General features: G+C 39.6%; 24 protein-coding genes. 13 read left to right on the top strand and 11 right to left on the bottom strand.

Translation table 11 applies throughout. The features are described 5' to 3' along the window. Window positions 1-56: 56 nt before the first annotated feature. Window positions 57-725: a DUF6503 family protein gene (locus DFQ04_RS03630; protein ID WP_133552779.1), complete on the bottom strand. Its 669-nt coding sequence runs from the start codon at window positions 723-725 to the stop codon at window positions 57-59. A gap of 34 nt (window positions 726-759) precedes the next feature. On the opposite strand from DFQ04_RS03630, the gene DFQ04_RS03625 reads away from it, so the two are divergent. Then, complete coding sequence (locus tag DFQ04_RS03625; protein WP_133552777.1) at window positions 760-1,638, top strand: glutamate--tRNA ligase family protein; 879 nt, start codon at window positions 760-762, stop codon at window positions 1,636-1,638. A 54-nt stretch (window positions 1,639-1,692) separates the two neighbouring features. On the opposite strand, the gene DFQ04_RS03620 is transcribed toward DFQ04_RS03625, so the two are convergent. From DFQ04_RS03620 to DFQ04_RS03605, 4 genes are all read right to left on the bottom strand, one after another. After that, window positions 1,693-3,174 carry a S10 family peptidase gene (locus DFQ04_RS03620; RefSeq protein WP_133552775.1) on the bottom strand — a complete coding sequence of 494 codons (1,482 nt, stop codon included), beginning with the start codon at window positions 3,172-3,174 and terminating at the stop codon, window positions 1,693-1,695. Between the two features lie 87 nt (window positions 3,175-3,261). Then, window positions 3,262-3,984 (bottom strand): potassium channel family protein, encoded by a 723-nt coding sequence (locus tag DFQ04_RS03615; protein ID WP_133552773.1) that lies wholly within the window; start codon window positions 3,982-3,984, stop codon window positions 3,262-3,264. Between the two features lie 2 nt (window positions 3,985-3,986). Next, window positions 3,987-4,781 (bottom strand): PhzF family phenazine biosynthesis protein, encoded by a 795-nt coding sequence (locus DFQ04_RS03610; protein WP_133552771.1) that lies wholly within the window; start codon window positions 4,779-4,781, stop codon window positions 3,987-3,989. Beyond that, on the bottom strand, window positions 4,781-5,296 hold the full coding sequence (locus DFQ04_RS03605) for a DinB family protein (RefSeq protein ID WP_133552769.1): 516 nt from the start codon (window positions 5,294-5,296) through the stop codon (window positions 4,781-4,783). The genes DFQ04_RS03610 and DFQ04_RS03605 overlap by 1 nt, the downstream gene beginning before the upstream one ends. Before the next feature lie 67 nt (window positions 5,297-5,363). Here DFQ04_RS03605 and DFQ04_RS03600 point away from each other — a divergent pair, with 67 nt between their 5' ends. From DFQ04_RS03600 to DFQ04_RS03580, 5 genes are all read left to right on the top strand, one after another. Continuing rightward, the gene (locus DFQ04_RS03600) at window positions 5,364-6,710 is read left to right on the top strand and encodes a M20/M25/M40 family metallo-hydrolase (protein ID WP_133552767.1); all 1,347 of its coding nucleotides are present in this window, start codon (window positions 5,364-5,366) and stop codon (window positions 6,708-6,710) included. Window positions 6,711-6,816: 106 nt separating this feature from the next. Beyond that, window positions 6,817-7,359, top strand: coding sequence for a ferritin (locus DFQ04_RS03595; protein WP_133552765.1), 543 nt, complete (start codon window positions 6,817-6,819; stop codon window positions 7,357-7,359). Between the two features lie 295 nt (window positions 7,360-7,654). Then, window positions 7,655-8,671 carry a hypothetical protein gene (locus DFQ04_RS03590; protein ID WP_133552763.1) on the top strand — a complete coding sequence of 339 codons (1,017 nt, stop codon included), beginning with the start codon at window positions 7,655-7,657 and terminating at the stop codon, window positions 8,669-8,671. 49 nt (window positions 8,672-8,720) lie between these two features. Beyond that, window positions 8,721-9,815: a formylglycine-generating enzyme family protein gene (locus tag DFQ04_RS03585; RefSeq protein WP_133552761.1), complete on the top strand. Its 1,095-nt coding sequence runs from the start codon at window positions 8,721-8,723 to the stop codon at window positions 9,813-9,815. A 257-nt stretch (window positions 9,816-10,072) separates the two neighbouring features. Further along, window positions 10,073-11,101 carry a sugar phosphate isomerase/epimerase family protein gene (locus DFQ04_RS03580; protein WP_133552759.1) on the top strand — a complete coding sequence of 343 codons (1,029 nt, stop codon included), beginning with the start codon at window positions 10,073-10,075 and terminating at the stop codon, window positions 11,099-11,101. Window positions 11,102-11,153: 52 nt separating this feature from the next. Here DFQ04_RS03580 and DFQ04_RS03575 read toward each other — a convergent pair whose 3' ends face one another. The 3 genes from DFQ04_RS03575 to DFQ04_RS03565 all read right to left on the bottom strand — a co-directional run bounded on the left by DFQ04_RS03575 (window position 11,154) and on the right by DFQ04_RS03565 (window position 13,508). Next, window positions 11,154-12,002 carry a DUF1684 domain-containing protein gene (locus tag DFQ04_RS03575; RefSeq protein WP_133552757.1) on the bottom strand — a complete coding sequence of 283 codons (849 nt, stop codon included), beginning with the start codon at window positions 12,000-12,002 and terminating at the stop codon, window positions 11,154-11,156. A 2-nt stretch (window positions 12,003-12,004) separates the two neighbouring features. Beyond that, the gene (locus DFQ04_RS03570) at window positions 12,005-13,162 is read right to left on the bottom strand and encodes a methionine aminotransferase (protein ID WP_133552755.1); all 1,158 of its coding nucleotides are present in this window, start codon (window positions 13,160-13,162) and stop codon (window positions 12,005-12,007) included. Between the two features lie 103 nt (window positions 13,163-13,265). Then, the gene (locus tag DFQ04_RS03565) at window positions 13,266-13,508 is read right to left on the bottom strand and encodes a hypothetical protein (protein WP_133552753.1); all 243 of its coding nucleotides are present in this window, start codon (window positions 13,506-13,508) and stop codon (window positions 13,266-13,268) included. Between the two features lie 281 nt (window positions 13,509-13,789). Between DFQ04_RS03565 and DFQ04_RS03560 the strand changes: the two genes are divergently transcribed. Both DFQ04_RS03560 and DFQ04_RS03555 read left to right on the top strand, forming a co-directional pair. Continuing rightward, a complete protein-coding gene (locus tag DFQ04_RS03560; RefSeq protein ID WP_133554334.1) occupies window positions 13,790-14,296 on the top strand; it encodes a YdeI/OmpD-associated family protein in 507 nt (168 codons plus the stop codon). A gap of 64 nt (window positions 14,297-14,360) precedes the next feature. Next, a complete protein-coding gene (locus DFQ04_RS03555) occupies window positions 14,361-14,654 on the top strand; it encodes a hypothetical protein (RefSeq protein WP_133552751.1) in 294 nt (97 codons plus the stop codon). Window positions 14,655-14,689: 35 nt separating this feature from the next. Here the strand turns inward: DFQ04_RS03555 and DFQ04_RS03550 are convergent, their stop codons facing one another. Beyond that, window positions 14,690-14,815 (bottom strand): 30S ribosomal protein THX, encoded by a 126-nt coding sequence (locus DFQ04_RS03550; RefSeq protein WP_133552749.1) that lies wholly within the window; start codon window positions 14,813-14,815, stop codon window positions 14,690-14,692. A 71-nt stretch (window positions 14,816-14,886) separates the two neighbouring features. Between DFQ04_RS03550 and pxpA the strand changes: the two genes are divergently transcribed. The 4 genes from pxpA to DFQ04_RS03530 are packed head-to-tail and all read left to right on the top strand — an operon-like array spanning window position 14,887 to window position 18,813. Continuing rightward, a complete protein-coding gene (pxpA, locus tag DFQ04_RS03545; protein WP_133552747.1) occupies window positions 14,887-15,657 on the top strand; it encodes a 5-oxoprolinase subunit PxpA in 771 nt (256 codons plus the stop codon). Window positions 15,658-15,673: 16 nt separating this feature from the next. Beyond that, entirely contained in the window at window positions 15,674-16,372 is a 699-nt protein-coding gene (gene pxpB / locus DFQ04_RS03540; protein WP_133552745.1) for a 5-oxoprolinase subunit PxpB, read from the top strand. Continuing rightward, window positions 16,369-17,238, top strand: a complete 870-nt coding sequence (locus DFQ04_RS03535) for a 5-oxoprolinase subunit C family protein (protein WP_133552744.1) — start codon at window positions 16,369-16,371, stop codon at window positions 17,236-17,238. The genes pxpB and DFQ04_RS03535 overlap by 4 nt, the downstream gene beginning before the upstream one ends. A gap of 60 nt (window positions 17,239-17,298) precedes the next feature. Continuing rightward, the gene (locus DFQ04_RS03530) at window positions 17,299-18,813 is read left to right on the top strand and encodes a DUF4301 family protein (RefSeq protein WP_133552742.1); all 1,515 of its coding nucleotides are present in this window, start codon (window positions 17,299-17,301) and stop codon (window positions 18,811-18,813) included. A gap of 66 nt (window positions 18,814-18,879) precedes the next feature. Here DFQ04_RS03530 and DFQ04_RS03525 read toward each other — a convergent pair whose 3' ends face one another. Beyond that, window positions 18,880-19,794 carry a helix-turn-helix transcriptional regulator gene (locus DFQ04_RS03525; protein ID WP_133552740.1) on the bottom strand — a complete coding sequence of 305 codons (915 nt, stop codon included), beginning with the start codon at window positions 19,792-19,794 and terminating at the stop codon, window positions 18,880-18,882. Window positions 19,795-20,044: 250 nt separating this feature from the next. Between DFQ04_RS03525 and DFQ04_RS03520 the strand changes: the two genes are divergently transcribed. Continuing rightward, on the top strand, window positions 20,045-21,628 hold the full coding sequence (locus tag DFQ04_RS03520; RefSeq protein ID WP_133552738.1) for a hypothetical protein: 1,584 nt from the start codon (window positions 20,045-20,047) through the stop codon (window positions 21,626-21,628). Between the two features lie 38 nt (window positions 21,629-21,666). Here the strand turns inward: DFQ04_RS03520 and DFQ04_RS03515 are convergent, their stop codons facing one another. Then, a complete protein-coding gene (locus DFQ04_RS03515) occupies window positions 21,667-22,155 on the bottom strand; it encodes a QcrA and Rieske domain-containing protein (protein WP_133552736.1) in 489 nt (162 codons plus the stop codon). Between the last annotated feature and the right edge of the window lie 380 nt (window positions 22,156-22,535).

The raw sequence follows: 22,535 nt of genomic DNA, 5'->3' as shown, positions 1-22,535 counted from the left end.
GTATTTCAAATCCAACCCTACAAAAAATCAAGGAAGTTAAAGATGCTTAATCCAGCCTATTGAGGTTTGATTTCCAGTAGCAAATCCGTCCCAAGAAACTCGGGAGTCTCGGTTCTATACCAAGTCCTATTTTGGGGAATTTTCATTCCCTGAAAATCCACTTCATTTTCGAGATAAATGATCTCTCCTTTTGAATTGGGCTCATCTTGATAAAATTTATAAGCCTCCATCCGGTAAGTTTGGGGGTCTAAATAAAAGTACCAAATGTCCTTTTCGTAAGGCACTCTCACCACAGAATACGTTTTACCATTCAAATTCTCAGTTCTTACTTCATCTTCTATTTGGGTTTCCTGATCCATTAATTTCATGGGTAATCCCCAGAGATACGAATAGTAATTCCTCATGCGCAAAGCCCTTTCCTTTTCAATCTCTCCTTCAAAAACCTGAACAGAATCTCCCCAAACCAAGTAATGGAGGCCGGCTATTCTATAGACAAATTTCCCCTGAGAATTGTCCAATGAAAACTCATAAAACCTTGAATCTCTTCCAGGAGGCAAACTATCCTGAATAACAAAACTTGCCTTGAGTTTAGTCCATGCATTTTCCGGATCGTGGTAGGAAATTGATTTTTCAATCCATTCCCGTCCAGTCTGTGGAATTTGCTCAGATTTTTTGCAGGAGCATAAAATGGCAAGGAATGCCAGAAGCGGGTTTATTTTTCTCATCCTTAGTTTGCGTCAATCTGTCTAATTTAGCCAAATGAATTTCAATTACACCCGAATTGCTCCTACTCCAAGCGGATTTCTTCATCTGGGAAATGCATATTCCTTTTTGCTTACCAAAGCCTTGGCTGAAAAGCATGGCATAAAAATTTTACTTCGAATAGACGATTTGGATAGGGAAAGGTATCGAACTGAATTTGTGGAAGACATTTTCGAAACCCTGGATTTCCTTGAAATCCCTATTGATAAAGGACCAAAGTCTGTTCAGGAATTTGAATCAGAATGGTCTCAAATCCATAGAATGGGGCTATATAAGTCTGCCTTAGAAAAAGTCAGAGATTCCAAATTGGCTTTTGCCTGTGATTGCTCCAGAAAGAAAATCACTCAAATGAATCCAACTGGACACTATTTAGGGCAATGTCTGGATAGAAGAATTCCTTTGGATAGATTGGACACTTCCTGGAGAATCAATACTCTGGACTCTGATTTTTTGACATTCACTGAGTATCCTGATAAAAAAGTAACTGACATAATCCCTGAGGAAACGGCCTTTTATATTGTTAGGAAAAAGGACAGATTGCCTGCATATCATCTAACTTCTGTAGTAGATGATGTTCATTTTGGTGTTGATTTGATAGTTCGGGGAAAAGACCTTTACCCTTCTACCCTGGCCCAATTGGATTTGGCGAGAATTTTAAAAGAGCCTCAATTTTTAGCTTGCACATTTTTCCACAACGAGTTGATCAAAGGACCGTCAAATGAAAAGCTTTCCAAATCTGCCGGTTCAACTTCTATTCAAAATCTCAGAAAAGAAGGGAAAAAACTAAGCGACTTATTCCTGACCCTTGGGCAAATAATTGGAGCAAAGGAAGAACTTAGAACCTTTGAAGATTTTAAAAATCATGTGATAAAATAAAAAACAAAAAGCTCTGAAATTCAGAGCTTTTTAATTTTCTATTCAAAGTATGAATTAATATTTGGCAGGTTGATTTGGGGCCACAGAAGACTTCAAAATAAACTGTCGAATATCCTCATTTGAAGTAGCCAAATCCTCAGTTCTCAGATACATCATATGTCCTGAGCGATAGCCTTTGAAATCAATTCTGTCCTTCATTTTTCCGTTTGGATCAATATGCCAGGTACTGTATTTCGCATTGAAGTAATCTGTACCACCATCAAAATATCCAGACTGAACCATCAAATGTAAATATGGATTTTGTCTCATGGCAGTCCCTAAATCATAACCTGTCGTCTCATTGCTTCTATCCCAAGGGTTGACCGGACCAAAAAGATTGTAAGTCAAATCGGTGTTATACTTCAAAACATTCTTTGCATAGTAATTGAACGCCGGCGCAAAAGCGTGATTCCAGCTGGTCAAGGCCGGATCAAAGTCATAGCGCTCTCCAGCTTCCATGCGATCAAAGCCCTTGTATCGGCTATCCAAACGACCGATAGTCATTCCATCCCGCTCTCTTAGAAGCTCTTTCCAGAAAAAGCTGGTAGGCACCATCAAATTGTGCTGAAGAATTACTTCTTTTTTCAATCCAGAATAATATGCCATTTTGGTTGCAATAGCATCTTTTTCAGTTTCAGAAAGCATTCCACCTTTTGCCATTGCTGGAAGAATTTCATTCACCGCCATTGGCTCCACGATAGCTAGAATTTCATCAAGATCTTTGGCCTGAAGTTCTGCAGGTAAGGCTTTATGATACCAAGCAGTCGCTGCATAATACGGCCAATAATTAGCCATTTTTACTGGGCCTCCCCGATCAATTCCCATATCGGTAGGTGAAACCAAAATCACCCCATTGAAATACATCCAATGCGAGTTTTGAAGTTGGGAAACCAAACCCGCAACTCGGGTTGTACCATAACTTTCTCCAATCAAATACTTTGGAGAACTCCATCTATTTTGGCGGGTAACAAAGGTATTAACCCAATCAGCCAAATATTTGATGTCTGAATTAATTCCGAAGAAAGTCCCTCTTGGCGTATCTTCTTTAACAATTCTTGAATATCCGGTATTTACAGGATCAACATAGACGATATCCGCCACATCCAAAATTGAGTTTGGATTGGATTTTACACCATAAGGTTGTACTGGATATCCCTCATCGTCAATGTTAAGAATAACAGGACCAGTGTAGGCCAAATGCATCCAAATGGAAGCAGAACCTGGACCTCCATTAAAACTGATGATCAAAGGCCTTTTGGTCTTGTCTGTTATATCAGTTCTTTCATAGTAGGTATAAAACAAAGAAGCAATGGGCTCTCCTTTGTCATCCCAAACCGGCTGAGTTCCAGCCGTAGCTTTATAAGGCATTCTTTTGCCTTTTATGGTCACTTCTGCAGTGGTTTCCACCTTAGACTCTACCTCAATTTTTCTTTCAGTTTGAGCGAAAGAGAGATTGACGCAAAGCAAAATCAGAACACTTAAGTAAATTTTTCTCATAGGTCTATTCTTTATTTACGCAGTTAAATAAGGACATTTTAGCGTTTCACTTTAGCGAAATTACAGGAACGGAAGAATCAAAAAGTCTTATTTACCAATACTGCTTCCCACCAATTTGGCGATCACCACTGCAGGATATAATATCCCTACAGTGGATAAGAATCCAGCAAGCATTTTAGAAATGATATTGATTGGAATCATATCTCCAAAACCTACTGTCGTAAGGGAAACTAAGCTGAAATAAATGTAGGATGGGAAATCAGAATCCATACCTGTAGGATCAATAGTAGAAACATGTTGACCAACCCCTGAAATTGAGCTTCCGATCAGCAAATGGATAATTTCAAATCCGAAGGCCCCCAAAATAGCCAGCAATAAATAGACATTGATAGCTCCAATTACGCGGTAGAAATTCACCTCATAATTTCTAAATAAGAGCCTAAAGTTCAGGAATATGAAAACAAGCATATTAACCAAACCTACAAGCCTTTCCATCAAATAAAACTCGACGGGCAAGCTGCTAAATCTTAAAATTCTTAAAGCCAACTGCGCCATAAATAAGGCCGTGGTCAAGAAAATCAGAAACTTGTTATCTGAAGACCAGATTCCAGTAAAAAACAGGAAGATAAAAACCAAGTTTACAAAGAGCATATTGATATGCCCGTACTCTATCAAAACCGGAAGGACAAAAACTGTAAAAACCAACAAAATCAAAAGGATCAAAAAACTCGCGTCATTCAGCCAATAATTACTGAAATGCCTGACTAATCGCCTGAATTTTGAACCTTTATAGACTTGAGTGGGGGTCATTTTTAAATCACTATAGTTCCTACTAATACTTCTACTGCTCTGCCTTTTAGTAAGACTCGATCGTCATGTTTTTCAAGGCCTAATTTTCCACCTCTTTTACTTGCTTGATAGGCATTAAACTGAGTTTTTCCAGTTTTCTGATTCCAATAATCTACCAAAGCACAATGAGCAAAACCCGTAACCGGATCCTCGGGTACTCCTACATTTGGCCCAAAAAACCTACTTACCATGTCATATTCATCCCCTTGTGCAGTAATAATAAAGCCTTCTTGACTATGAGCAGCAATCAACCCAAAATCAGGAACCAGCTCCCTTACAGCCTGTTCATTCTCTAATTCAAAGATCCAATTCTTCTTCAGTTGGGCTGCATGAATAATCTTTTTCCCAAACAGACTTTCCTTGAAAAAGGAATGGGTATCGGTATAGGTTGGAATCAAAGGAAAATCCATTACCAGCTCCTCCCCCTCACTTTTCACTTTAAGTTCTCCACTTTTGGTATGGAAATGAATCATTTCTCCCGGATTAGCCCAGCCTGATTGAAGCATCCAAAATGAAGAAGCCAAAGTTGCATGTCCACAAAGGTCGATTTCCAAAGTTGGAGTAAACCACCTGAGGGAAAAGTGACCCTCTTCTGGTAATCTTTGCACAAATGCCGTTTCACTAAGGTTCATTTCCATAGCTATGGACTGCATTTGCTCTTTGGTCAAAGAATCCTCCAAAAGGCAAATACCGGCTGGATTGCCAGAAAAAGGGCGATCAGTGAAAGCATCAACTACAGCGATTGGAATTCTTTTCATTAGTATCTTTCTTTAAAAATATTCAAATGATGGATAAAATGTCCTGGAATGATCCAAAATAGCGCTCTGGGAGTGATGGGATTGCCATTTGCATTACCCACCAAATCCAAAACTCCATCAGGTAAGGTCCTAATCAAGGTCAATAAAGCCTTTCTCTGGGCTTCAAAATCCTCCAACAAATTGGAAATTGGAACCTGTCCAAATCTCGCATTGAGTACATAAGGATCCTGATCAAATCCTGGCAAGGCTTTTTTCTCTCCTCTTGCAAAGCATAAGGCACGGAAGGTCATTATTCTCTCCGTATCAATGACATGTCCTAGAACTTCCTTTGGCGTCCATTTTCCCTCCTCATAGGCGATTGAATCCCAGCCTTCTGGCTTGGAGGAAAATAAGTCTTTCAATTCTTTGATCTGACTTTTTATCAAATCCGGATAATTGTCATATTGGATTTTTGAAATGTAGCTTTCATAAAACCCGGGGTAATCACCCTTCTTTGGAAGTTCGAATGTGTTCATGTAAAAGTTGCTTTGGGATTTAATCTTACCAAATAAATTTAGGCTTACATAAAAAACCCTACCAAACATGCGTAAAATTTTATTCACCCTGGGAGTCGGATTGATTTCAATGGCCGGATTTGCCCAAGAAAGTATTCACCGAAATCTCGAAATCGAAAAACTGGTACAGGAAGTTTCTTCCGATTCTTTGAAAAAATACATCTACGATTTAGCTGCTTTCAATTCCCGCCATACGCTGAATACAGATGCAAGCAATGGAATGCCTGCCGCTCAAAATTATGTCCTAAAGAAATTCAAGCAATTTGCTGCGGCTTCCAATGGACGATTGACTGCAGAAATTGAGGAGTTCGTTACCCCCGGTGATGGAAGAAGAATTTTGGAAGATTCCAAAGTAGCCAATGTAGTGGCAACGCTAAAAGGAACCAATCCCAATGACCCAAGAATCATTGTTGTTTCAGGTCATTTGGATTCCAGAAACAAGGACGTCATGGACAAGGATGGTGCTGCACCTGGAGCAAATGATGATGGAAGCGGCGTGGCGGTAGTTATGGAATTAGCCAGAATTCTTGCAAAAAAGGAGTTTTCAGCAACCATCCTTTTTGTCGCCTTTACCGGTGAAGAGCAAGGACTAAAAGGAGCAACTTATTTGGCTGATAAAGCAAAAGAAGCTTCTTGGCAAATCGAGGCGGTTTTGAACAATGATATTGTCGGAAACAGCAATTCCTCCGAAACGCTGATCAGCAACAATACCCAAATGAGAGTTTTCTCAGAAACAATCCCTTTGGCTGAAGATGAAAGAGCTGGAAATATCAGAAGATCAACCAATGCCGATAATGACAGTAAATCCAGACAATTAGCCAGATACATAAAGGAAACTGGTGAAAAGTATGTGGATCATATGGAGGTGAAATTGATCTACAGAAGCGATCGATTTTTAAGAGGTGGAGACCAAACTCCATTTATGAGAAATGGATTTACAGCTGTTAGAATGTCCGAGATGAATGAAAATTTCATCCATCAACATGAGAATGTGCGAGTTGAAGATGGAATCCAATATGGTGATTTACCGGAATTCATGGATTTTGAGTACTTGAGAAAAGTTTCTGCTGTAAACCTTGCCTCAGCAGCTTCCCTTGCAAATTCCTCGGGAGTTCCTCAGGATGTGAGAATAGACGTACGTGGACTAACCAACAAGTCTACCTTGGTTTGGAAAGCTCCAGAAATCAAGAAAGTGAAAGGCTATTATGTATTGATGCGCGAAACTTCCTCACCTATGTGGGAAAAGAAATTCTTTACCACTGACACCACCTTGACTCTTCCATATAGCAAGGATAATTATTTCTTCGCTGTACAATCTGTGGCCGAAAATGGTGAGGAAAGCTTGGCTGTTTGGCCAACTCCTTTATCCCGATAAAAAGCTAAAAAACTTTAAATCCATTCTAAATTGGCAGTTTTTGCCATAGAAAGGGAATCATAAGTACCGCAATTTTGGTTATGTTTATGTAAATAAAACTTTGGATATGAAACAGAAAGAAATAGTAACGCTTCAGCGTTCGTTGTTGCCAGATACAGAAGCTTTGTTGAATAAACAAATCGAAATGGAGGGAAAATCCTCTGCTTATTACCTTTCCATGGCATCATGGTGTCATATGATGGGTTATGCTAATGCAGCTCAATATCTCTATACCCATGCGGATGAGGAAAGAATGCACATGATGAAAATTTTCCATTATGTGAATGAAGCTGGAGGCCATGCGATCCAACCTGAAATCACAGGTATCCGACACAATTTCCATTCTTTACGGGAGATTTTTGAATTGATTCTTGAACACGAAATCAAAGTCACCAAGTCAATCAACAACATCGTTGATCATGCCTTTGGTGTCAAAGACTTTGCTACTTTCAGCTTTATGCAATGGTACGTTACAGAACAGCGGGAAGAGGAAACTATGTCAAGAAGAGCTCTTGAGTTGTTCGACATCATTGGGGAAGAAGGCATTGGACTATGGACCATCGATCAGGAACTCGGCAAACTACACAGTGCTGCTAATGCAGGTGAGTAATAGATAAATAGTTTAAACTGAAATGCCTTGGGATTCCTCAAGGCATTTTTTTATTTATAAAATTTAGACTTTAATCTTCTTCGATTCTGAATTTTATTCGAATCTACTCTAAAGTCAATTCTGAATTTTAATTCAAAGAAAATTGAAAAAATATATGACTTAAATGCAAAATTAAAATTTTAAGTATTTAATTCTAAAAAACCTCATATACCCCAAATAAAATTTTAAATAATTGTTAATTAAATATTTTATATATTATATCTGACCAAAATAGCTTACAAGTAATAAGGAATCTATGCAGGAACCATTAGCTAATGCCCAATCTCAATTTTTCTCGGCAATCAAAGGATCAATTCCACCCTATGCCTCCTTGGTAGATGAAATTTCAGAAGTCCTCAATTTGAGTATGGATAGCGCATACAGAAGGATTCGTGGAGAGAAACTTTTGGACTTCGATGAAATCCTGACTCTTTGCCAAAAATTCAATATTTCCCTAGACAAATTTTTTAGCCAAGACTCCAAATCAATTGTATTTCAAGGAACAGTAAATACCTATCAAGAGGATGCCTTTAAGATTTGGATGGAAGATGTACTTGCCCAATTGAATTTGGTCAATAGCTTCTCCAAAAGACATGTTTTTTTCCTAGTAAAAGACATGCCTCCTTTTCATCATTATTATCATCCCCTCCTTGCTGGTTTTAAGTTCTTCTTTTGGATGAAATCTATCCTTTACTACGAAAGCCTGAAGAATGAGAAATTTACTCTAGACAAAAATTACTTTGCTCCTTATCAAGAAATCACCAATAAAATCATCAAGGTCTACAATAAGGTCCCTACATCTGAAATCTGGAATGAAGAAGGCTTAACCACCACGCTTCGGCAGATAGAAGTTTATCATGAAATGGGACTTATACCTGAACCCAATGTCACGCTAAAGCTTTATCAATGTGTTTTGGAAGTAATTGATCACTTGGAGAAAATGGCTGAATTGGGAAAAAAATGTGCTTTTGGACAGCCTCCAACAGAGGATAGCGGAGATTATCAACTTTATCTGAATGAAATCGTGTTGGGTGACAACACCTTTATGGCAGAAATCGGAGACACTAAAATCACCTACCTCAACCATAGCGTTTTGTATTTTGTGGGTACACAAGATCAAAAGTTCAATGAGGCTATTTTTAAGAATTTGGACAACCTCATGAAGAAATCTACACTGATCAGTGGAACTGGGGAGAAAGAAAGAAAGCAATTTTTCAATAAACTTCGCAAGAAAGTCCATTCAAAAATCGCTTTGTTGGAGGATCGGGATTAATTAGCAGGATTGTTATCTTGCATATCCATAATCCTCAATAGTAGAAGTAATGAAATTCCCAAGTATCCTTTTAGTTAGTTGCTTTCTCTTTTTCGTCTCTTGTAATCAATCAAGCAAAAATGAATCGGAAAGCCCCTCCAATTCATCCACTGAGGTGGTCTTTTCTGATCCAGAGCCACCAATCAAAGAAGAGGGCATGGTTTGGATTCCGGGTGGAGAATTTATCATGGGAACTAATGAAGCCGATGCCTACGATGCCGAAAAACCTGCAGTAAATGTCAAGGTTTCTGGATTTTGGATGGATCTCCACGAAGTCACCAATGCAGAATTTGCAAAATTTGTTGAGGAAACAGGCTACGTGACTATTGCCGAAAGAGAAATTGATTGGGAGGAATTGAAGAAGCAATTGCCTCCGGGTACACCAAAACCTGATGCTTCAGTTCTAGTTCCAGGTTCCATGGTTTTCACCCCTCCTCCCTACCCTGTTCCTACACAGGATATCTCACTTTGGTGGAGTTGGGTAAATGGAGCAAATTGGAAACATCCAGAAGGCCCTGAGAGCAATTTGGAAGGAAGAGAAAATCATCCTGTAGTTCATATCGCTTTTGAAGATGCTGAAGCCTATGCAGCATGGGCTGGAAAAAGACTTCCAACCGAGTTTGAATGGGAATTTGCTGCTAGAGGCGGTGTAAATGGAAGAAGATTCGCTTGGGGGGATGAGTTAACCCCGTCAGGTCAGCATTTGGCCAATACATTCCAAGGAAATTTCCCAAATGAAAATTTAGGAAATGATGGCTATTTAGGCACTTCCCCTGTCAAGTCTTTTGCTCCTAATGGGTTTGGACTTTACGACATGATTGGAAATGTTTGGGAACTAACTTCCGATTGGTATGATGCCTTGAAATTTGCCAGAATCGCTGGCCAAGCACCTAAATTGGATGAAGGAATGAACCCATGCTATAACCCCGATAATCCTTACGCTCAAGAAAGAGTGATTAAGGGAGGCTCTTTCCTTTGCTCTCCAAACTACTGTGTGAATTATAGACCTTCAGCGCGTCAAGGTCAAGCTTTTGATTCGGGAACATCCAATGTCGGATTTAGATTGGTCAAGGATCCAGAAAACAAATCTTTGGGTTTGAAGTAATAGCTTGATTAATTTCTAGTTTCGAGTTAAAAAAGACAGATTCAATTCTCCAGTTATATCTTTTCTTTTTGGAGAAATAATTCCCTGATCCTATCTTTTCCCAAAGACCTTAAAGTGGCAATTGAATTTTAGATTTTTCCCTTTCTCAAAATCATTTTTAGCCAATAAACCCCGCTCTGATCTCTTTTACCAAAAAAGAGAAAATTACCTGTGATTTATTTTTAATTTGATTGAAATACCAATCAAACCCATTAACCATGAAAAATCGTCGAGAATTTCTCCAAAAGTCTGCTTTAGGAATTGCAGGTCTTGTCACTGCTCCATCTTGGATTCATGGGGCTCCAGCCCTGATTAAATCCTTCAACAAACCTGATTCAGAAATCAATGGAGTGAAAATTGGATGCATCACCTATTCCTTCCGAACCATGCCCGACCAAAGTGCTGAGGCCACTTTGAAGTATGTTGTGGATTCAAGTCTTTCCTCAATAGAACTAATGGGAGACCCTGCGGAAAGTTTTGCAGGTATGCCTGCTCCTACTTTCAATAGAATGAGAGCTTTTCAACTGGGAGGAAAACAAAGAAGAGGCGAGACGCTAACAGAAGACGAAACCAAGGAATTGGCCGATATCCGAGCTCAAAGTGATGCCTACTCCAAAACAGTGGCAGAATGGAGAGCTAAGGTGGATATGAAGAAATTCGAGGAGCTGAGAAAAATGTACAAAGATGCCGGAGTTAGCATTTATGCTTTCAAACCTTCCGCCTTTGGGACGAATAATTCAGATCTGGAGGTAGCCTATGGAATGAAAGCTGCTAAAGCACTGGGAGCGACCCACGTGACTCTTGAGCATCCTTCCAATGATGAGCAGACTATGCGCTTAGGAAAACTAGGTGAACAATACGGAATGTCAGTTGGCTATCATGGACATGAGCAAGAAACCTTCACTTTCTGGGATACAGCATTGGCTCAAAGTCCAAAAAACGGACTTAACCTGGATGCAGGACATTACATTGCCGCAGGCCATACCGATTTACTTCAGTTGATTGAAAAGCAACATAGCCGAATCCTGAGCATGCATACCAAAGACAGGCAAACACCCGCCAACGGCAAAGGAAATTTGGCTTGGGGAACAGGGGACACTCCTATCGGAGACATGCTAAAATTGATGCAAAAGAATAAATACAAATTCCCCGCAACCATTGAATTGGAATACCAGGTTCCTGCCGATTCAGATGCAGTGAAGGAAGTTCAGAAATGCGTGGAGTTTTGTAGAAAAGCTTTGGCTTAAACCGAACCATATTCAAAATAAGAAAGGCTGTTTTTTATCGAAACAGCCTTTCTTAATAACTATTAGGCATTTTCTCTCCAGCCTCTATTCTTACCTCCATTCTATTTTCCTTTGGGGGAATTGGACAAGTGGCAAAAGCGGTAAAAGCACAGGGAGGATTGTAGGAAAAATTAAAATCAATGACTGTATTCCCTGTTCGATCAGGATAGTCAATGTACATGTATCGACCTGTTGGATAAGTTTCCTGTTCATTGGTTAAGTCAGAGAAAATCAAAAAAAACTTCCCTAATTCATCCAAAACCGTCAATTCCATAGGTTTTCCATCCAGTTCGAATTTCAAAATCCCCATTACTTTCCATTCAATCACCTGACCCAAAACATTGGGAACATTCATGGTTTGATTGAATTTAGGTTCAAAAAATGCCTTGACTCTAAACTTTGGATTGTAGTCAAAGTATGGGAGAGGTTCAAAATTTTTAACGGCCGGATGCTCCAAATCTCTCAGGCGAAGAGAATATTGCCCTCCTCTATGGATCACAAGCCACTTCCAATGCTTGTAATAAACTCCCCCTCCTTTACCATATTCCAAGGGATATACCAGACTTTTTTGTTTGGAAATTTTAGGATTAAAAAGGAACCAAACCGAATCGTTGAGAAACTGGAAAGTGCCGATGGTTCTTTTATTGGATTGGTCTGAAATGACCAAGCTATCATTTGGAAGTTCATTCAAATAGGCTTTCTGCTCATCGATAGCCAAAAGCCCGACTAAATTTAGCCAGCCGTCTTCTTTGGTGATTTCCAGCTCCCTTTCCTTTTTCCAATTCTCAAACTTGTTCTCCTGAGCCAAGCAAATACTTGACAAGGAGAAAAAGAAAAGTATCAACAGAAGTCTAAATTTCATAATCAGGAAAGGATTGAAGATAGGTTTTTGAGTCGGTTTAAAGCTTCTTCTAATTCTGCTTCCTCTTTTGCAAAACAAAACCGGATGATTTTGTCATCCTTTTTATCGGAGTAGAAAACGGAAATAGGAATACAAGCCACCCTTAGCTCTTTGGTCATTTTTTCAGCGAGCTCCCTATCTGAAATTTTAGATAAATGCCCATAACTGGCTAATTGAAAAAAACTTCCACTGCTAGGAATAAATTCAAGCTCAGTTTCTGCTAAACCTTTGGCAAACAAGTCCCGCTTCTTTTGGTAAAATTCAGGAATACTCAAATACCTATCCGGAACTTCCAAATATTCGGCAAGGGCAAATTGAATGGGAGTCACAGTACTAAAAGTGACGTATTGATGGATTTTTCTAAATTCTGAGGTCAGGGCAGCTGGAGCAAGACAATAGCCAATTTTCCATCCTGTCACATGGAAGGATTTTCCAAAAGAACCGCATACAAAGGTCTTTTCCCGCAATTCCGGATGCGCACCAAGGGAACAATGGGTTTTCCCGTCAAAAGTGATATGCTCATACACCTCGTCACTAATCACATAAATGTTTTTTTCCCGGATCAATTCTGCCAGTTGATTGACATCAGAAAGGGTCCAAACATAGCCACTGGGATTATGAGGTGAATTGACCATAATAGCTCGTGTCTTGGGCGAAATGGCATCCTTTACTTTTTCCCAATCCACAGAAAAGTTACCAGAATTTAGGGGAACATAAATTGGAACTCCCTTATTCAAAGAAATGGCAGGTTCGTAGCTATCGTAGGCAGGTTCCAAAACAATCACTTCATCCCCTTCTCTTACCACGGCAGTTACTGCACAGAAAATAGCTTCCGTCGCACCAGAAACAATGGTAACCTCTGTTTCCTGATCAGGAAGATAACCTTGGGTGAGTTTAGTCTTTTCTGCCAAAATGCTTCTCAAAGCAGGAATTCCAGACATTGGCGAATACTGATTGAATCCTCCTTTGGTATACTTTGCAACCAAATCCAGAAGAATAGGATCTGCTCCAAATCCCGGGAAACCTTGGGAAAGGTTGATGGCCTCGGCATCAGTGGCCATTTTGGACATTACCGTGAAAATGGTCGTCCCGATATGTGGTAGTTTAGAAATTAATGACATCCTTAAGCTAATTCTTAAAGAAATTAAGATAGAATAAATTTCCCTTAGAAATAAAAAAAGCCATGGTTTTGCCATGGCTTTTTCGATTCTGGGTTTATAAATATCAATTCATGCTTTCAACGGCAGCATTACTTAATTTTTTTCCGCGTTCAATACTTTCTTTAGAAGCTTCAACCAATTTGTTTTTTAGCTTCTCTCCGGATTTCTGCCAATCGGATAGCAGTTTATTGAACTTGTTTTTATTGGGCTCGAGCTTTTCTCTATTTTGATAGATTAAAGTGCCAGCAATAATTCCTGTTGCCAATCCACCGAGCCAAAGAGCGAGTTTTTTATTTGAAGTAGTCATAAAATAAATGTTTATATAGTGAATAAAATATATAATAAATAAATCTCCAGTAAAGAGATAAACAATTTATACTAATGATTAGTATTTTTCTTTAATGTATTTGCAATATACACTTTATTTTTGATATAATCATTATAATTATTGATTTTATTCACTGATTTTAAACATATAATTTCTACCTCTAAATAAAAATATATGCCGATTTTAAGAAGATAAAATTGAATTAATAAGGAGTAATTTTAAATGGAATTATTTTTATTTGTAAAAATCACAAAATGACCATGGAATATTTGGGAAAGGTAGCGGAATTCGGCTTCAATCATTGGAGTACCCATATTCCTGTTCCTGAGCAGATCGCAGTCGAACTCATGCAAAATCATAATCGCAGGGTTTTGGTTTGGATCAAAAATGAAGGCCCTCTTCATATGGCCTTGATGAAAGGTAAAGATTATTGGTACCTCATTTTAAATAAGGAATTGGTCAAAAAGCTTAATCTGGATGAAAATACCCAAGTTTCTATTCGGCTAGAAAAAGACTTAAGTGAATATGGACATGAGGTACCAGAGGAGTTTCAGGTTCTCATGGATCAGGATGAGGAGGGAATGGAATACTTCTCCAGCCTAACCAAAGGAAAGCAAAGGAGTTTAATATACTTAGTAACCAAAGTGAAAAATCCAGAATCCAGAATGCGAAAGTCCCTTGCAATTTTACATCATTTGAAAAGTGCAAAGGGAAAGCTTGATTTCAGACAATTGAATGAATGGATCAAGCATTACAATAATCTTTGAGGTACATTTGAAGTAGCAAATCCAAACAAACCAACGTTTAATCCTAAAGAAAACTAATCTGAATATGAAGACCTCTATAAAACTATTCACCCTCATATTATTTACCTTTTTGATGGCCTGTTCTTCTACAGATGCAGAAGATCCGCTTGATGTATTTAGAGAAATCGCCTACAATTCATTAACCGCCACCGAAAAATCTTCTTTGATTGGAGATTGGAAAGAAGCTGAAGTCGGTTCATGGGTTGATGGGTATTATTTGGTCAGCTTTGCCACAAAAGATGATTCAACTCTTGGACCAATTCGGGTAGTGGTAGATCCTGTAAGAGGAGTAGTTATCGAAAAATTACCAAGGTTTTAAAAACAAAGAGGGCCAAAATTTTGGCCCTCTTTGCTTTAGGAATTAGAAACCGAGGCTTTGGCTTTTTTCGAAGCCTTATTCTGCTTTTTCTTAGGTCTGCTGGCTCCAAATGTTCCTCGGCTAATTTTGCCTTTTTTAGATTTAATGTCTCCTTTTCCCATAGTAATTTCAGATTTAAGTTTCCAAAGCTCTAAATTACAAAAGCCAAAAAAATGAGTCAAATCTCTGGGAAATGGATTTTCAAAAAAAATCTAACTCGCTTTCTTCTGCAATTCTGATGAACAAAAAACCTCAACTTGAAATCAACTGCGATCTGGGTGAAGGTATCCCACACGAGGATTCTATTTATCCTTGGATCGATGCTGCAAGTATTGCATGCGGGGGACATTATGGAGACGAAAATAGCATCAGAAACTCCCTTCTTTTGGCAAAAAAGCATCAGGTAAAAGTTGGAATTCACCCCTCCTATCCTGATCGTCAAAACTTTGGAAGACATTCCATGGATATCTCATTTCAGGACTTAGAAAAGTCCTTAAAAGAGCAAATTCAACTCTTCAAAAACATTGCGCAGGAACTTCAGATCGAAATTGACCATGTAAAATTTCATGGGGCACTTTACAATGACGCAGCAAAAAATACAGGCCTCGCCGAGTGTCTTGCTAAATTTCTAAAAACAGAGCTTCCCAATTGTGTCCTTTTTGTCCCCCCTTTTTCTGAAATGGAAAAAGCAGCAAAAGCAAATGGACTCAAAACAAGACTGGAAATTTTTGGGGATCGTACCTACCAAGACAATTATTTGCTTTTGGGAAGAAATCAACCTAAAGCCTTACTCACAGAAATGGAAGAGGTGGAAAAACAAATTCAGGGTATTTTGGAAGAAGGGGTTTTAATTTCCTCTTCAGGAAAAAAATTACCGATCCAAGCAGAGACACTTTGTATTCATGGTGACAATCCCGGAATTTTGGATTTTCTCCCTACCTTAAGAAAGAAATTTTGGACCTAAAATCCCTAGAGGTACGATGAAGATTTCCTCCCCTGTTTATTCACAGATTACACCCTTCATGGGAGAATTAAATTGGGATTTTTCCCCTTGTGACGAACTGCTAGAACTTCAAGTGGCATGGATTCATTTATTAAAAACCCAGTATGCGAAAGAAATTTCTGAAATCCGACAGGGTTTTACTGCGATTGGTATCACCTGGAAAGAGTTTGATTTTCAGCAAAAGTTTATTTCCCAATTCAAAAGCTTAAGCCCAAAACGTCAGGAATTATCAAATAGAATTTGGGAAATCCCGGTTTGCTACGAAGCCCCCTATGGATCAGATCTTGGCAATTTGGCACTAGCTAAGCATATGCGGGTGAATGAACTGATAGAACTTCATTCCCAACCCTTGTACAGAATACATTTCTTCGGCTTTCTTCCTGGGTTTATGTACCTCAACGGACTCCCGGAAATACTCCATATGCCCAGAAAAGCTGTTCCTGATCGTTCTGTTTTTCCGGGTTCAGTTGCCATTGGAGGGGCACAGACAGGTATTTATCCCATGGAAAGTCCGGGTGGATGGCATGTGGTAGGGCGCACCCCCCTCACCTTATTTGATCCGCACCACGATCCTCCTGTTTGGGCTTCAATTGGTGATCGGATTCAATTTGTACCCATTTCTTCTGATGAAATGACCGAATTATTGGAAAACCCTATCCCGCCTACCCACCGATGAATTCAAGTAAAGGCATTCTAACCATCCTCAAATCAGGTCCTGGAATAACGATTCAGGATAGAGGAAGAAAACTTTGGACCCGCTTTGGAGTACCCACTTCTGGACCTTTGGATAAAATATCTTTCGAATGGGTAAACCATATCCTAAGGAATGAGCCCAACTCAGCTGTCTTAGAAATAGGTCAACCAGGTTTGAAATTGGAGTTTTCCGCACCCTGCGAAATTTCTCTTGCTGGAGCCAATGCCCATGTCCACTTGAATCAAGAACCCGTTGATACCTTGAAAAAGATTCCGATTCCCGCTCATGGAATTTTGGAAATAGGACATTTAGACCAGGGATCCAGGCTTTATATGGGAATTAGAGGTGGGTTTCAGACTCCAGTAGTGATGGATTCCAGAAGCTTTTACAAACAAATTACCACCACAGATTTCCTTTATCGAGGAGATCAAGTTCCTTATATTTCTACAACTCCTTCCTCCGAACCCGGCTTTTCCAATCCAAAATGGAATCCTGCCTGGTTCCAAATTGAAAAGTTAGAATTTTATCCAGGACCTGATTTTCATAGACTTACTTCTGAAAACCTAGAGCATATTCTTGAAAAGGAATTCACCGTTTCTCCTGTTTCGTCCCGAATGGGAATTCATCTACTGGAATCGGTCCCCAATGAAATTCCTGAGCTTCCCACCAATCCTGTTTACCCGGGTACCGTCCAATTGACCTCAGGAGGAAAATTAATCGTTTTGGGTCCGGATGCTCAGGTCACGGGTGGCTATCCCAGGATCATGCAGTTGACTGAATTTTCCCAAAGTGTCTTGGCTCAAAAAAAGACGGGCCAGAAGGTTCAATTCATCAAAAAAGAACTTTGAGATTTGAGCAAAGTCTAATAGTCTATTATCTTGAGCTAAATCTTTTCAACCCAAACAATCATGGACTCTGTTTTAATAGAAAAAATCCTTGATCAGGGAATGAACCCTGATACTGTCGCCCAGCAAATTGAAAATTTTAAAAACGGCTTTCCATTCCTTAACATAAAAGGTCCCGCAGTTCCGGGAAATGGCATCAAAGTTCTCAGTGAACAAGAATTGGAACATTATGTAGAAACCTATCCTGAAAAAGCTTCAAAAAAAGAAGTGGTCAAGTTTGTGCCTGCATCTGGTGCTGCATCCCGAATGTTCAAAGATCTATTTGCCTTCCTTGAAGGTGATGGAGATTTGGAGAAATCTGCCTTTACCAAAAAATTTATCCAAAACATTCAAAAGTTCGCTTTCTATGATGATTTGGAGAAAACCTTAAAAAACGAAGGAAGTAGCATTGAGACCTGCATCAATTCAGGGAATTACAAAAGAATTGTAAATGCTCTATTGATGGATGATGGTTTGGGCTATGGAAGCCTTCCTAAAGGACTTTTGAGATTTCATCGCTATGTCTCCGAAAACCGAACTCCTGCTCAAGAGCACCTGGTCGAAGGGGTTCAATATGCTGTAGGCCGAGGAAATAAGGTGAAAATTCATTTTACAGTTTCCCCGGAACATGAGGAAAAATTCAAAGCTGAAATCGCCGCTGTCCTTCCTGCCATCAAGGCTGTATCAGGTTTGGAGTTTGAGGTTTCTTACTCCCAACAGAAAAAGTCTACCGATACCATTGCCGTAAATACGGACAACACTCCTTTTATGGAGGATGATGGAAGTTTACTCTTCAGGCCAGCTGGTCATGGGGCTTTATTGGAAAACCTAAATGACATTGACGCTGACCTGATTTTCATCAAGAACATTGATAATGTAGTTCCTGACCGATTAAAAGAGCCTACAAAAAACTATAAAATGGCAATCGCCGGATTATTGTTGGAGGTTCAGGAAAGGATATTTGATGCCTTGAGAGCATTGGATAAGGAAGTCAACAATGAGTCTATCGGCTTAGCAGTTCAGGTTTACAATGATGATCTAGGCGGAAAAATTCCTCCTACGGTTTCCGCAGAATTCCTTCCTGATTTGGCTAAATACTTACGAGACAAACTGAATAGACCTATCCGAGTTTGTGGAATGGTGAAAAATACCGGGGAACCCGGAGGTGGACCTTTCTGGATTGAAGAGCCAGATGGATCTTATTCTCTTCAAATTTTGGAAACAGCCCAGATCGATCTCAATGATCTTACTTCCAAAGCCCATATGAATGCATCTACCCACTTTAATCCTGTGGATTTGGTTTGCGGAACCAGAAATTACAAAGGACATTCTTTCGATCTTCTGGAGTATAGAGATATGCAGACTGGATTTATTACCGAGAAATCAAAGAGCGGTAGAGATCTAAAAGCCTTGGAACTCCCAGGCTTATGGAATGGATCCATGGCCGGATGGAACACCCTATTTGTAGAGGTTCCATTGATCACGTTCAATCCAGTGAAAACGGTTAACGATTTGTTACGGGACGAACACCAAGCTTAATTAATTCAAGATTTGAAATTTGAGATTTGAGACAAATGGATCAAATCTCAAATTTTGAATATCAAATCAAAAGATCCCCCTCTCCAGCTGCTCTTTCAAATAAGCCTTCATTTCCTCCCCTTCTTCTACTTTTACTTCTCCAGGCAAGCCAAGGATAAATCTGCCTAATCCGGGCAACTGAGAAATCTCCCCATCGAAATAGTATTGATTTCTATTTTTCACCTGCATAAAAGGAATTGCATTAGGATGCTCTTCCTGCATCAATTGATAGGCTTTCTTGCTTAATTTAAGTTTGACGTGAAAGTTTCTTTTGCCTGAAAAACCAAATAAAGCCTGCTCAGGTAGTTCATGCTTGGTCTCAAATTTCCATCCTTCTGAACTGCCCACTACATCTCCTATTCGCTCAATTTTAAAGACCTTCATGCTTTTGCTTTCCACTTCAAATGCATGAATGCTTTCGTAATCAGTTGAAAAGCCGACCGGCTCCACCAATCGATCAGAAACCGTATCACTGCTCAAAGAGTAATATTCCTTCAACCAAATCCTTTTCTTCCCAGCTATTGCCTGAGCGATCGTATCTACAAACCTTCCCAGATTCGCCTTGAAAAGTTGTTCCGTACCCTGCTTAACTTCAGATTTTAGCTGCAGCTTTTGCAGCAGGGAATCTTTAAGCAGATTCCCCTTCCCTTGAGATTCAATCAATCCTTTTAGCCAAAGATTTTCCTCCTGGGAAAAAGTGCTGTAGGTGGAGCTAGAAGGCAAATAATCCGGCCTCTCCTGAATTTTATATTTGCTAAATTCCTTGACCACCACGAAGCCTAGGGCTTCCAGAAGTTTGAAATAGCGATAAATAGTGCGCTCATCTGTTTCCAGCAACTCGGCCAATCGATGAACCGGCTTGCCGATTGTGCTTTGCAATAAGTTGATGAGTTTGAATACCCGTAAAATCTTCTGCTGTTCGATTTGTCCTGCCTTGCTCATAGTATTGACGATTTGTGACTAAAAGTAATTTCTTATTCAGGATTCATCCTAGTCAATGACATATATTGTCGGAAGAGAAAAAGGAAATACAATTGAAATACTTAGAAACACGCTCCCTCCGGTCGCGAAATACTATTTTGACTTATGCCCAAAAATATTTCTCCGACCAAAGGGAGGTTTATTTCCATTGTATTTCAACAGTATTTCGAGCTTTATCTTTATTCGCCATCAATCCTACTTATTTTTACATATGCCCTTAGAAGTACCTTCTCTCTATTCAACTAAAGCAAAGGCATTTATTGCAGGAGCCATATTTCTTATAGGATACTGGCTTTTGAGTTATGACGGAATCACTTTCTCCGATGATGTCTACTATTTATTAGCTGGAAAAAACTTCTGGGAAGGCACCATGGAAGTCAACTCCTATCACTTTTCCAGCAGATGGGGAGCTTATGTGCCTTCTGGCTTAATTGGCTTCCTGTTAGGCTTCGATCCTCACCTAATCTCTTTGATTTCCTTGATTAGCTATTTGGGAGCTTTGGGACTTCTTTTCAAAATCCTTCCCCAAAGGAACAATCCTTGGATCTTGACCCTCTGGTTTTGCACTCAAGTCTATTTTCTCCACTTTTTGACCAAGGTTTATCCTGATTCCCTTCTGGTTTTCTGGACCACCTTAGTTCCGGTTTCTGCTTATTTCCGAAACCAAAAACCATTCTTAGCAGCGTTAGGACTTGTCGGAGGCTTATTCTTTGGATTCTTGACCAAGGAAACCATCGTCTTTTTGGCTCCTTTTCCAATCCTGCTTTTTGTCTGGGATTGGAAAAACAGAGTTATTTCCAAGGCTTTCTACTTTACCTTGATTTCTATCGGCTTGCTATTGGGCAGCCTTTACCTGGGATATTTCTGGATCAAATTCGGTGATCCTTTTTATCGGGTGAGTTCGATCAATGCAGGTCATTACATCTCGGAATATACCTATGCAGACAAAGGGCTTTGGGCCATGTTTCGCAGATTAACCTACCTTCCTATCCTGACTTTTGTAGAAAGAGGCTATTGGCTATGGCTGGTCATGGCCATCCCAGGAATTCAATTGAAAAAGACGATTGTCAACTCCCCAGCTTTGGAAATGAGTTTGGCATTCTGCTGCTTGATACTGGGTTTTTGGCTGATGACTTCCACCTTGGAACTCTACAATCCCATTTACCTAAATCCCAGACACCTGATCATTTTGGTTCCTGTTTTGGCTTTTCTGATTGCTTCGGGATGGGGAAAATGGAATGAGAATCAATTCCTATTTCGATGGATTCTTGGTTTGATTTTGTTGGGAATTGGGATCAGTCTTGTCCAGATGGATTGGAAAATGGCTGGTTTCCAAGCGGTATTTTTGGGAATTATTTTCCCTCCCAAATTCCCCAAAAGAATTGAAGGGCTTGCCGTATTATTTATTCTTCCTGCATTTGCTGCCGTTTTCTATCAGCAAAAAGTAAAGGCCTATCCAGAATTTATCAAAGCCTTGGATCAGGAGGTAAAAAACGCCACCGAATCTACACCTATACTCACGAATAACTTTATCCACTTTAGCAGGGAAGTCCTTTTTCCTGATGACTCAAAAAGTCAGGAATTACTTTATCCCATAGAAGAATTGGATTCCCTGAAAAAATCTCCTCCTCAGGAGCTTCGAATTTTGATTTACGAGTATTACCAACACGCCTATCCAAAGGAACAGGAAGACCTGGATTTATTAGAACCTTGGCTGGCAAATCACTACCAACTAACCCGAGAGGAACACTCAGATTTGGTTTGGATTCGGGAATTTGAAAGGACAAAAAAATAGCTTCCTGAGTACAGGAAGCTAAATCTAAAATTTCAATCTTATTTGGTGATGGTAAGTTTCGTACCGGAAAGGCTGGTTCGGTAAGAGGTCAATGGATCCCGAGCAGGTCCCACTAACACACTTCCTCCTGGATCAAATACTGAACCATGACAGGTGCAGGTAAAGCGTTGATTGCTGAATGTCCAACTATCAGAGCAACCTGAGTGAGTACAAACCGAGGTCAAAGCCACATAGGAATTGTTGATGTTGGCAACCAAGACCTTCGCATTATCGATCAACAGCCAGTTTCCTGAAGTGGCCAAGCGAGTTTGTATAGTCAGATCTATGCTAATCGTATTTCCTGAAATGGCAATCCCAGAACCTGAATTGGAAGGAGGAGGACTTGGATTGGTGTCCTCGGAGTTAGCACAGGAAGTGAAAAATGAAACTCCCAAAGTTCCCAGAAGCAAGCTGGCTCCTGCTTTTTCAATGAATTTTCTTCTGGATTCTGAGAGTGTACCGGTAGTAACAGTTAGTTTGGTTTCCATAGTCGATTGATAATTTGGTTGTAAAACTCAACTACGAATTATAATCTTCTTTGGATCAAATTGTTTTGGAGTTTTCTCAAATCTTCTCCAGAATTCTAACCAAAAAGAAAACAATCATCGGGCTAGCGACATCCAAACATCCTTACTTCCAAACTTCCCAACATCCTACTTTAAAACCACATAGAAACATAGATTTATTCCAGTACGCTAAAAACACCGGTCACCGGTCATCCCTCATCGGTCTTGAAACATCCAAACTTCCTAACTTCCCTACCTCCCACTCAAAAACCACATAGGAACATAGATTTTCTCGCAGAGGCGCTAAGACGCAGAGAAAAAGGTTCAAGTGTCAATTGTCCCATAGGGACTAAAGCTCGGTA

The sequence above is a fragment of the Algoriphagus boseongensis genome, assembly GCF_004362805.1.
Lineage (GTDB): Bacteria > Bacteroidota > Bacteroidia > Cytophagales > Cyclobacteriaceae > Algoriphagus > Algoriphagus boseongensis.
The sequence above is the reverse complement of the archived record's forward strand: the minus strand, read 5'-3'. Positions and strand labels throughout refer to the sequence as shown.